The 9,905-nt window shown below is 70.8% G+C and carries 11 protein-coding genes and 1 pseudogene; 2 read left to right on the forward strand and 10 right to left on the reverse strand.

Annotation, left to right across the window (positions count from 1 at the left end):
• Positions 1 to 44 precede the first annotated feature (44 nt).
• Together AB0C96_RS39420 and AB0C96_RS39425 are read right to left on the reverse strand one after the other, a co-directional pair.
• Positions 45 to 482 carry a pyridoxamine 5'-phosphate oxidase family protein gene (locus tag AB0C96_RS39420; RefSeq protein ID WP_362924671.1) on the reverse strand — a complete coding sequence of 146 codons (438 nt, stop codon included), beginning with the start codon at positions 480 to 482 and terminating at the stop codon, positions 45 to 47.
• Positions 483 to 660: 178 nt separating this feature from the next.
• Positions 661 to 2,025 (reverse strand): globin domain-containing protein, encoded by a 1,365-nt coding sequence (locus AB0C96_RS39425; protein WP_362924673.1) that lies wholly within the window; start codon positions 2,023 to 2,025, stop codon positions 661 to 663.
• Positions 2,026 to 2,238: 213 nt separating this feature from the next.
• Here AB0C96_RS39425 and AB0C96_RS39430 point away from each other — a divergent pair, with 213 nt between their 5' ends.
• Positions 2,239 to 2,973 (forward strand): response regulator transcription factor, encoded by a 735-nt coding sequence (locus AB0C96_RS39430; RefSeq protein WP_362924657.1) that lies wholly within the window; start codon positions 2,239 to 2,241, stop codon positions 2,971 to 2,973.
• A 100-nt stretch (positions 2,974 to 3,073) separates the two neighbouring features.
• Here the strand turns inward: AB0C96_RS39430 and AB0C96_RS39435 are convergent, their stop codons facing one another.
• Together AB0C96_RS39435 and AB0C96_RS39440 are read right to left on the reverse strand one after the other, a co-directional pair.
• Positions 3,074 to 4,723 carry a GAF domain-containing sensor histidine kinase gene (locus AB0C96_RS39435; RefSeq protein WP_362924675.1) on the reverse strand — a complete coding sequence of 550 codons (1,650 nt, stop codon included), beginning with the start codon at positions 4,721 to 4,723 and terminating at the stop codon, positions 3,074 to 3,076.
• Positions 4,724 to 5,390: 667 nt separating this feature from the next.
• On the reverse strand, positions 5,391 to 5,951 hold the full coding sequence (locus tag AB0C96_RS39440; RefSeq protein ID WP_362924659.1) for a TetR/AcrR family transcriptional regulator: 561 nt from the start codon (positions 5,949 to 5,951) through the stop codon (positions 5,391 to 5,393).
• An 85-nt stretch (positions 5,952 to 6,036) separates the two neighbouring features.
• Here AB0C96_RS39440 and AB0C96_RS39445 point away from each other — a divergent pair, with 85 nt between their 5' ends.
• Complete coding sequence (locus AB0C96_RS39445) at positions 6,037 to 6,885, forward strand: patatin-like phospholipase family protein (RefSeq protein WP_362924661.1); 849 nt, start codon at positions 6,037 to 6,039, stop codon at positions 6,883 to 6,885.
• Between the two features lie 5 nt (positions 6,886 to 6,890).
• Here AB0C96_RS39445 and AB0C96_RS39450 read toward each other — a convergent pair.
• From AB0C96_RS39450 to AB0C96_RS39475, 6 genes and pseudogenes are all read right to left on the reverse strand, one after another.
• A pseudogene (locus AB0C96_RS39450) lies at positions 6,891 to 7,009 on the reverse strand (IS5/IS1182 family transposase); the annotation flags it as partial.
• Positions 7,010 to 7,416: 407 nt separating this feature from the next.
• Positions 7,417 to 7,701, reverse strand: a complete 285-nt coding sequence (locus AB0C96_RS39455) for a hypothetical protein (protein WP_362924663.1) — start codon at positions 7,699 to 7,701, stop codon at positions 7,417 to 7,419.
• A complete protein-coding gene (locus AB0C96_RS39460; RefSeq protein WP_362924665.1) occupies positions 7,698 to 7,901 on the reverse strand; it encodes a hypothetical protein in 204 nt (67 codons plus the stop codon). The genes AB0C96_RS39455 and AB0C96_RS39460 overlap by 4 nt, the downstream gene beginning before the upstream one ends.
• On the reverse strand, positions 7,898 to 8,095 hold the full coding sequence (locus AB0C96_RS39465; RefSeq protein ID WP_362924667.1) for a hypothetical protein: 198 nt from the start codon (positions 8,093 to 8,095) through the stop codon (positions 7,898 to 7,900). The genes AB0C96_RS39460 and AB0C96_RS39465 overlap by 4 nt, the downstream gene beginning before the upstream one ends.
• Complete coding sequence (locus AB0C96_RS39470; protein WP_362924669.1) at positions 8,095 to 8,442, reverse strand: hypothetical protein; 348 nt, start codon at positions 8,440 to 8,442, stop codon at positions 8,095 to 8,097. Before AB0C96_RS39470 ends, AB0C96_RS39465 begins: the two co-directional genes overlap by 1 nt.
• A gap of 131 nt (positions 8,443 to 8,573) precedes the next feature.
• The gene (locus AB0C96_RS39475) at positions 8,574 to 9,815 is read right to left on the reverse strand and encodes a helix-turn-helix transcriptional regulator (protein WP_362924677.1); all 1,242 of its coding nucleotides are present in this window, start codon (positions 9,813 to 9,815) and stop codon (positions 8,574 to 8,576) included.
• Positions 9,816 to 9,905 lie beyond the last annotated feature (90 nt).

Raw genomic sequence — 9,905 nt, forward strand, 5'->3', positions numbered from 1 at the left:
AGACGGCATTCGGACCTGCCCACACCCCCCTTCCGCAACCCCCTTCAGCAGCGGGACAACCGCAACCCCGTGACCAGGTCCGGACGGATCCGCAGCGCGTAGGACATCTGGTGGTCGACCCAGGGGTGCAGCAACGCCTGGTAGTGCGCCAGGTCGTCGGGATCGGTCACAAGGTGGCAGTAGCCGGTCACCACCACGCTCCAGCCGCAGTGGGTGGCCGGGTCGATGTGGTCGGCCTCGTAGGCGACGACCACCCCTGTGTCCTCGGCGTGCTCGGTCAAGCTGGTCAGCGCCGCACCCTCGTGGGTGCGGATGATCACCTCGCCGTGGTGGAGGAGGTGGTTGACGGGGCGGATGGCCGGCAGCGCGTCCTGGGTGAAGACGATCCGGCCCAGTGACACGCTGCCCAACAGGCGGAGGGCCTCGGCGCGGTCCAGTTCGGTGCTGTGGCGGGATGCCTCGCGGTCGGCCCAGGCCGCCAGCGCGGAGTCGGTGGCGGTCCCGGTGGCGTGCCGGGCCGGAATGTCGTTCACGGCGTGCTCCCTGTCCTTGTGACACTGCTGACGCACTTGACCTGCCGCCAGTAGAAGGCCCGTGACGGCTACCCGCCAAGGGCCGTTCGGCCCGCCTCGGGACCGCGCAATGCAGAGCCCGTTGGCGTCACCCCGCCGCTCGGGTCACCGCCCCGTCCGCCGTGTACGCCGGGCAGCGGCCGGCCGGCGGGGCCAGTGGGCCCGGCACCGGGTCGTGGCGGATGTCGTCGGCCGGCATACCGGCTGCGGTCAGCCGCGCGACGGTGGCACCGACCATGGCCGCCGGACCGCTGACGAAGGCGAGGTGATGCGACCACTGCCCGTCCCGCGCCACCGCCTCGGCCAGCGGACCGTACCCGGCCGGCGGGGTGTCGTTCTCCGGGACGATGTCCTCGTCCAGCACCCGGACCACCCGCAGCCGGTCGTGGCGCGCCGCCAACTCGGCCAGCGCCGCGGCGTCGTACAGCTCGGCGCGACTGCGCGCGCCGACGAAGAGGTGGACCCGGCCGGCCGGGCGTCGCGGAAGACCGCCGGTCCCACGGCGACGACCCGCCCACTCCTCCAGCAGCGCCTTGATCGGCGCCCAGCCCGTGCCGCCCGCCACCATCAGCAGATCACGGGAGCGGTCCCCGTCCCGGAGCGTCATCGTGCCGTGCGCCGGGCCCAGCCGCAGGATGTCGCCGACCCGGGTCCCGCTGACCAGAGCCTCGCTGACCCCGCCGGAGCCGGTGCGCCGGACATGGAACGCCACCTCGCCGTCGGGCCCCGGCGCCGACGCGAGGGAGTAGTGCCGCCACGCCTGGGGCATGAGCGGGGACTCGACCGCCGCGAACTGGCCGGCCCGGTACGGGTACGGCTCGTGCAGCCGTACCCGCAGCACCGCGAGGTCCGGGCGCCGCCGCTCGTGGGCGGTTACCGTGCCCTGCCAACACGGGGGTTCGGCGAGCGCAGCGTCGGCGCCCTCGACCATCGAGGCGACGGCGAACCGCACCATCCGCACCCACGCCTGTTCCACCGCCTCGGCCCAGCGGGGCCCGGCGGTGCGTCGCAGCGCCGCACACAGTGCCGCCTCGAACGCCTCGTAGTGCACCGGACGCACCCCGAGTTTGCGGTGGTCATGGCCGAGTTGCCGAAAGTAGGCGGTCACCTCGGCGGGGCGGTGCAGATTCTCGATCAGGTACCAGAAGGCGCGGGCCAGATGCGCACGCTGGAAGTCCATGGACGCGGGGAACAACGACCGCAGGTAGGGCCACCGGGCGAACATCTCGTCGTAGAGGTGGGCGATCAGGTCGCCGAACGGCGTGACCAGGTCGAGGTACTGGGTGATCAGCCGCTGGTCCGCGGCGCCGTCGTAGGAGGCGGCCGTTAAGTCCGGTGTGGATGCCCGGCCCTGACCGAGGATGCGCCGCCGCAGCCGCATGGCGTCGTGCCGGGCGAGCAGGGCGTGGTACTCGCCGCCGACGGTACCGGCGGCGGACGGCACGGACGGCATGGACGGCACGGACGAAGCGGAACGTGCGGGCTGGTAGGACTGCTGCATGGAATCGACCTCCTGACGGGAGCGCCAGTGTCGCAACGCGGTGCCTTGCCCGAAGGGCCCCGATCCCCCAGGGCCGTTCGGCCCTTGCGCGGGGTGCCGGGCCCGACGAACCTCGTGCCGGGACCGTTGTGCCCACCGACCGCGAGAACCACAGAGCGAGAGTGCATGAACCAGCAGCCCGTTCATCCTGCCCCCGCGGCGCATGTCGCCGCCCCCGCCACACCGCTGCGGGTCTTCATCCTCGACGACCACGAGGTGGTCCGTCGCGGTGTGCGGGACCTTTTGGAGGCGGAGGAGGACATCGAGGTCGTCGGGGAGGCGGGGGACGCCCGGCAGGCCCTCGCCCGGGTGCCGGCGGTGCGCCCGCAGGTGGCCGTGCTCGACGTGCGGCTGGGCGGCACCGACGGGCCGGGCGGCGACCACGAAGGGATCGAGGTCTGCCGGGAGTTGCGGGCCCGGGTGCCGGAGCTGGCCTGCCTGATGCTGACGTCCTTCGACGACGACGAGGCGCTGTTCGACGCCATCATGGCCGGGGCGGCCGGCTACGTGCTCAAGCAGATCGACGGCACTGCGCTGGTGCAGGCGATCCGCACGGTCGCGGCGGGGCAGTCGACGCTGGATCCGCGCACCGCGACCCGGGTGATGGAGCGGCTGCGCGACCCGGGCCGGGCCCATGCGGCCGAGGCGGAGACGTCCGAACTGGACCGGCTCTCACCGCGCGAACGGGAGGTGCTGCACCTGATCGGCGAGGGTTTGACCAACCGTCAGATCGCGGACCGGCTGTTCGTCTCGGAGAAGACGGTCAAGAACCGGGTGTCCGCGATCCTGTCCAAGCTGGGGGTGGGCCGCCGGGTCCAGGCGGCGATGGTCGTCGAACGGCTGAAGGGGACAAGGGCGTGACCGCAGCGCCTTGACCCCCAGGGGCGACCCGCCACTTCCGGTGCGCCGCGAGGCGAGCGGAGCCCCGGCGGCACCGCGTCCGGAACCGGAACGGATCGGGTCAGTCGGGCAGTGGCACCCGCCAGACGATGCGGGTGCCACCCACCTCCGGCCTCTCGACGGCCAGCCGGCCGCCGTGCATATCGGCTCGGGCCCGCATGTTGGCCAGACCTCCGGTGTGCGGTGCGTCCCCGACCCCCACCCCGTCGTCCGTCACCGTCAGCGTCACCGCGTCCGCGGCCACCGACAGCGTCACGTCCAAGTGGCGGGCGTGGGCGTGGCGGGCCGCGTTGCTGAGGGCCTCCGCGGTCACCGCCACGAGGTGAGGGGCCAGGCCGTCGGGGACCGCGGCGTCCACCGGGCCGTCGATCAGCAGCGACGGGCTGAAGCCGAGGGGGCCGGCCGCCCGCTGCACGGTCTCGGTCAGGTCGCGGCGCAGACCACGGCCCTCCTTGCCGTCCCCGGTGGTGCGCAGCCCGAAGATGGTGGAACGGATGATCTTGATCGTGGTGTCAAGGTCGTTGACCGCGCGGCCGACCCGTTCGGCGGCCTCCGGACGGTCGATCAGCCGGGTCGCACTCTGCAAGGTGATGCCGGTCGCGAACAGCCGCTGGATGGCGAGGTCGTGCAGGTCCCGGGCGATACGGTCGCGATCGTGAAGAACCGTCAGCTCCTCCGACTCGGCCCGCCGGCGGGCGAGTTCCAGAGCGATCACGGCCTGGTCGGCGAAGCCCGATATCAGTGTGACCTCGGCGTCGTCGAAGGGGGGCCGCCCGGCCAGGCGGCTCAGCCGCAGTGCACCGCAGCCGGTGTCCACGTGGAGCGGGACGGCGACCGTCGGCCCGTACATTGCCGCGGGCTCTCCGTTCGACCCGGCGCCGTCCGACTCCCCACCCTTGGGCGGGTGCACGGTCCCGTTGCCGGCGGCGCCCGAGCCGAGCCGATACGCCCGTGGGTCGGCCCGTAGATCGGCACTGACCACCGGCCGGCCGCTGCGGGCGGCCATCCCGGGCAGCGAACCGTCGGTCGGCACGCGCAGCCCGAGGATCCGGCTCGCGCTCGTACCGCACGCCACCGCCACCGTCAGCTGGTCCGCGGACGAGGGCGCCGGCAGCAGGACCGCCGCAGAGTCCGCACCGGCGACGTCCTGCGCGTGCTGCGCGATCAACCGCAGCACGTCGTCGGCGTCGGTACCGGACAGCAGGCTGCGAGTGATCTCGCCCAGCGCCTCCAACCACCGTTCGCGGCGGCGGCTCTCGTGGTACATGCGGGCGTTGTCGATCGCCACTCCCGCCGCCGTGGACAATGTGGTCAACACGGCCTCGTCGTCCGCGTCGAACGGGCCGCCGCCGCGCTTCTCGGTGAGGTAGAGGTTGCCGAACACCTCGTCGCGAACCCGGACCGGCACCCCGAGAAAGGTCCGCATGGGCGGATGGTTGGCCGGAAAGCCGTAGCTGTGCGGATGCTTGGTCAGGTCGGTGAGCCGCAGTGGCGCCGGGTTGCGGATCAACTCCCCGAGGATGCCGTGGCCGCACGGCGTGCGGCCGATCAGCCCGATGAGCTCCTCGGACATCCCGACGGGCAGGAACTGCGACAGCTGCCCGTCGCCGACCACGCCGAGCGCCCCGTACTCCGCGTCGGTGAGGGTAACCGCCGCCTCCACGATGCCCCTGAGCACTTCGGGGAGTTCGAGCCCCCGCCCCAGGCTCATCACGGCGTCGAGCAGGCTGCGCACCCGGTCCGGCTCGTGGAGCTGCGGCCCGTGCGGACCGCTCGTGGCCGGTGCGTACTGCTGCGATTCGGACATGACCGTGCTGCTCCAAGGATCCCGTACGTCTGATCGGCAGCCTACGTGATCAGTGCGGCAACGCCGCCCGGCACCGGCGCCCACCGGCCATCCGACCGGGCCTGCAAGGAGGGCCGGCCGTCCCGCCATCGAGGGCCGGATTGCCGTGCCATGGAGGGCCGTTCGGCCCTGGGGGCCGCACAGGTGGCCGGCTGATGATGTGTCTGCCGGGAAGGGCCGGTCTCCCCCGTGTCCGATGGCTCTTCCCGGCTCTGACCGTTCCCGGCCCAGTTCACGTTTCCCAGAGCATCAACCGTTACTGTAGTCGGCTGGACGACCTGGGACCGCTACCCGACGACATCACCGTGCGTAGCCTGACCCGTCGGGCGTGGACGACCCACCGCTGGGACGAATGTCCGAACCGCCGCCCATGACCAGACGCCAATCCTGGGGCGAAGCCGGGCATCAGCCCGCCCGATGCGGTCGCGGCATCGCGGACTGACTTGCTGGTGTTCCCGGCCCCGACATCGGACCGGCCTCAGTCCTTGCCCGGGGCCGTGCCGCCCGGGCGTGGCGCCAGTTTCTTGTGCGTTCACTGCCTCAGGAGTGCAGCGAAGCGGTCCAGCGCACGATCGGTGCGGTGGCGGTCGCCGGTGGCTGTGAGATCGAACAGCAGACCCCGGACAACAGCCATGACCAACGTGGGCGTGACGGTGTCGTCAGGACCGGTGGAGACGTCGCGGAAGGTGGCGCCGAGCGTGTCGAACCAGTCCGTGATCGCCTCGCCCTGGTCGGGGTAGGTCTCGGGGTGAACCAGTCCGTCGGCGTGCACCTCGAAGAACAGCCGGACGAACGGCGCACGTTCGTCTGCGCTGATCCACGCCCAGATGCCACGCAGCCGCTCCTGCACAGAGCCCGTCTTTGGCAGAAGGTGCTCGGCCAGACGCACAGCACCTCGGCGACGGGCCTCGGCGAGGACCGCAGCGACCAACTCCTGTTTGCTGCCGAAGTCGTAGAGCAGCATCCGTGGGCTGGTGTCGAGGGCTGCGGCCAGTGGCCGCAGGCTCAGCCCGGCCAATCCGTGCGCCAGCACATAGTCGGTCGCCTGCGTCAGTGTGCGCTCGCGACGGGCGGGATCTGCGGGTCGCCCCACGGTGGATCTCCTCTCAGCAACTCGGAACCGAAACGGCGTGAGCCAGTATATGGTACGACTGTTTCAATAACGAGGGGAGACCGCCATGCATACCTTCGACCGAGCACTCGTCCTGGGCCCCGGGGGGCACGTCGGCACGGCCTGGATGGCAGGGCTGGCCTACGGATTGCGCCGCGATGGCGTGGAACTGGGCGAAGCCGACCTGATCGTCGGCACGTCGGCCGGCGCGATCATCGGAGCGCTACTTGCCACCGGCCAGCACTCGGGGCGGCTCGCGACGTCGACCCGCCAGCCAGCCCACCGGCTCAAGACGGACCCCGAGCGGACGGACGCGGTCTTCGCCGTGCTCGGCGACCGCAGCCTGGAACCCGGCGAGGCCAGGCGTCGCGTCGGCCGGCTCGCGCTCGACAGCACCGACCCCGAAGCCGAGGAGGCGCTGATCACGGGGCGTGCTGCCCTGATCCGTACGGACGCGTGGCCGGAGCGGCGACTGCTGATCACCGCCGTGGACGCAACCACCGGTGAGCCCGTGGTGTGGGACCGCGACAGCGGCGTGCCGTTGGTGCACGCGGTCGCGGCGAGCAGCGCCTTCCCCGGGGCCGCGCCGCCCGTTGCCATCGGCGGCCGGCGGTACATGGACGGTGCGCTGCGATCGGGCACCAACGCCGATCTCGCCGCCGGAGCCCGCACGCTTGTCGTGGTCGAGCCGATGGCGCACCTGTTTCCCCGCGAGCCACTCAACCAGCAGCTGGCGGCAGTGGGGGCGGACACCGTGGTGACCATCGGCCCCGATCCGGCCTCGGTGCGCGCTTTCGGCTCGGACCTGGGCGACCTGGCGGCCTGGGAACCGGCCTACCGGGCGGGTCTTCGCCAGGCCGGCGACGTCGACGCGCAACTCCGCTCCACGTGGAGGAGAGAAGCCGACGCGGGCTGACCGCCGATCAGGTCGGTGATGCGTGGGCAGCGGCAGCCCAGTGGATGAGTCTCCGCGTAGGCCGACCCCTCCGGCAGTACAGCGGCGAATTGACCCCAAGGGGTTCAGCCTGCCATGACGGCAGTACAGATGCAGGTCCCCCGGTGATCACAGAGCGTCGCAACTCCGTGATCGCCAAGACCTGTGCCTGCACTCCTACTGGGGTGCCATCGCTCCGCCTACTGGTGAGTCGTTCTTTGGGTACCCGCTCCGGCCGCCGACCGTCGTGCTGGGGACGACCGGATCGGGGGTTCAGGGGTGGTCCCGCCTGGTGCAGGAGACCACCGGGCGGGACCTGTTTCCCTCGCCGCGTGACAGGCGCGGCATCCGTGAAGAGCGCGCCTAGGACTGCGCTCCGCTGGACGGACCGGGGCGAGAGCTGAGCCCGTCGGCTCACGCGGGACACGTCTGTCCCTGCTCAAGGCTTGTCCGGTCGGGGGAAGTCGTGTGCGTGGGGCGGCCGGAGACAGGCCACGGCGGCCCCACCCTGGTCTATGTCACGGGCGGCGCACTGCCCGCCGTCGGGTCGGTCATGGGCGCGCCATCCGGCCGGTCCGGAACGTCGCTGCCCGCCGCCTGCATGGCGTCGATGCACTCGGTGAGACCGCGCAGCATCTCCGCCATGTCCTCTTCTGTCAGGTCGTCCAGCCACGCAGTACGGGCCTTGACCTCCGCCCGCATCCGGTCAAGCTGCCGGTACAGCTCCCGATATCGAACGTGCCGGTCCCACACTTCCTCGGCCCGAACTACCAGCTGTGACCAGGCGCCCGTGCTCATGTCCGCGCCGCATTCAGTGCGCGGGCCAGCTTCGCGGCCGTGCGGATGTCGACGCGCCCGAGGTTGATCCGGATGTGCCCGTCTGCGGTGTCGCTGAGTGTCATTTCCGGGAACGCCATCTTCGCGTCAGCGAGGGCAAGTTGCAGTTCGCGGTAGGCGACCGCTGCCGCCTGGCTGACCGTGCGTGCCTGGGTCGTCATCGGCCCTCCCGCTTCGGGTGCGGGTGGCGGCGGATCTCGATGTTGCAGTCGATCGCCGTCGTCTGGTCGCCGAGGGCACGCGCCGCTGCGCGCTGCCCGGCCCGAGCGGCGCACACATCGCAGTCTGCGACCGGCTCGGGCTCCGGTACCGGAACCGGGTCCATCAGGTGAACGGGGCGGCAGTTCCGAGGCATCAGCCCATCACCTCCACGCCGTGGATCCAGCGCGGCCCGGCATCGACGTCATACGCTGCGAGCCACAGCGCCCGCCGCCGTCCGCGCTGCAAGCGCCGTTCCTGATGCTCCACGGGTGTGAGGACATACGGGCGGATCAGGGCAGTGTCCTCACCACACAGCCACCCCGGCCGCCGTCCGACGGGGACGCGGGGCAGCACGAGCGTCGGCGCGTCCATGCACCCCACGGCGGGCAGTGCGCCGGGCGACCGGTGATGCCCGCGCGCGGGCAGTAACAGCCGTAATAGCGGCTCGAAGACGCGGGCGTTACAGCGCGGCATGTCGACCTGCTTTCTCAGGTTGGCCACGCCCCCGGACCGCGCCCAACGCGGTCGCGGGGGTCTTCTGACGGTCAGTCGATGAGTGACCGTACGGCTCCTGAATGCAGGCGAGGGGTATGAGTTCTACCCCCTTGAGGAGGGGTACAGGTTGTACCCCTTCACGCTGCCGCGGGGACTCCCAGCTTGTTCTTGAGGTACCGAACGTCATCACGGATCACGGCGTTCCGCGACTCGTCCAACTCGGCCACGGTCGACCGGGCGAACAGGTTGAATCGCGCGGTCTCCGGCGAGATTTCCAACGCCCTCTTCAACAAGTGCACCACCGCGACTTGCTCGCCTTGCAGGCTGTACGCGCGAGCGGTCTCGATCATGTGGAACGAACGTCGCGTCGCTGACGGCATCGACGCGAGGTCGACCCGGTTCGCTACGTCGACAGCCTCGACACCGCGCACAAGATCCGCGTTCATGGTGATCGCGTAGGCGTCGACCATTCCTCGACCGAAGATCAGGTATGGGTGGGCATAGTCGGTGCCGAGCCGCCTTGCCGCGTCGTCGGCGTGGTCCCAAAACCGTTCCGCGTTTCCCCGCTGGCCGATCTTGGCGTACGACAGCGACGCAGCGAGATGGAGCAGCCCCCATCGCGCGAGGTCTTCCGGAGTGTTGTCGGGACGTAGCAGGTGTGCCGCCTTCATGGCCAGGTCTACCCGCGCCTCGTGCCGCTCCCCAGCATCCCTGAAGACGTGGTTCATGTACCAGGCCGCCGCAGCGATAGCCCGCGGACTGTCAGCATCCTGCGCCGCGGACATGGAACGATCACCCGTGAGCATGACCAGTTCAGGCGATGGCTGGAAAGACAAGTAGAGCTGGGCGAGATGGTAAGTCTCGGCGAGTCCAACCAGGGCACGGCGGCGGTCCGTGCTGTCCAGAGCCCGAGCCGCGTGTTGCAAGTCGGCGAGCAGGTCGGGCAGTACGACAGCGATCCGGGTGCGGTGCCCGCCGCCGCCGTGCCACAACCGCCACGCCTCGGTGACACGGGAGAGAAGATCACCGACATCGTCCGGCTCCTCGTCCGAGTCGTTGAGCCGGTACGTCGTCAGCGCCTCCCGTACCGCTGGCAGCGCACCATGCGCTGACTTGGTATAGCTGGCCGCCAATAGGCGCTCGTCTCCGGTCAGTTCGGCGATGTCGTCGACCCCGAGCACGTCCGCGAGACGGAGCAGCAACGGCAACCGAGGAACCTTGAGACGACTGTTCTCAATGGCCTTCACCCACTCTGGGGAGCGCCCCACAAGACCGCCGACGACGGCTCGCGTCTGTCCGTTCCGCTCACGGGCCCGGCGTACCCGCTGGCCGAAAGTCAGGGTGTGGTCGTTTGGGGTGGTGTCAGCGTGTGCAGGCAGTCGGGTAGCCGGGTCGTGTTGCCACGACCCGGCCCCCTCAGAACCGGACGTGCCACTCGTCGCGGCATCCGGCTCAAGCGGGTCTTTGGC

The organism is Streptomyces sp. NPDC048506 (genome assembly GCF_040651315.1).
Lineage (GTDB): Bacteria > Actinomycetota > Actinomycetes > Streptomycetales > Streptomycetaceae > Streptomyces.

What these genes read in the sequence shown, in the direction of transcription:
- AB0C96_RS39465 (WP_362924667.1), bottom strand. Translation starts at nt 8,095, where the DNA reads ATGCCTCGGAACTGCCGCCCCGTTCACCTGATGGACCCGGTTCCGGTA.
- AB0C96_RS39430 (WP_362924657.1), top strand. Translation starts at nt 2,239, where the DNA reads ATGAACCAGCAGCCCGTTCATCCTGCCCCCGCGGCGCATGTCGCCGCC.
- AB0C96_RS39445 (WP_362924661.1), top strand. Translation starts at nt 6,037, where the DNA reads ATGCATACCTTCGACCGAGCACTCGTCCTGGGCCCCGGGGGGCACGTC.
- AB0C96_RS39425 (WP_362924673.1), bottom strand. Translation starts at nt 2,025, where the DNA reads ATGCCGTCCGTGCCGTCCGCCGCCGGTACCGTCGGCGGCGAGTACCAC.
- AB0C96_RS39435 (WP_362924675.1), bottom strand. Translation starts at nt 4,723, where the DNA reads ATGAGCCTGGGGCGGGGGCTCGAACTCCCCGAAGTGCTCAGGGGCATC.
- AB0C96_RS39455 (WP_362924663.1), bottom strand. Translation starts at nt 7,701, where the DNA reads ATGAGCACGGGCGCCTGGTCACAGCTGGTAGTTCGGGCCGAGGAAGTG.
- AB0C96_RS39460 (WP_362924665.1), bottom strand. Translation starts at nt 7,901, where the DNA reads ATGACGACCCAGGCACGCACGGTCAGCCAGGCGGCAGCGGTCGCCTAC.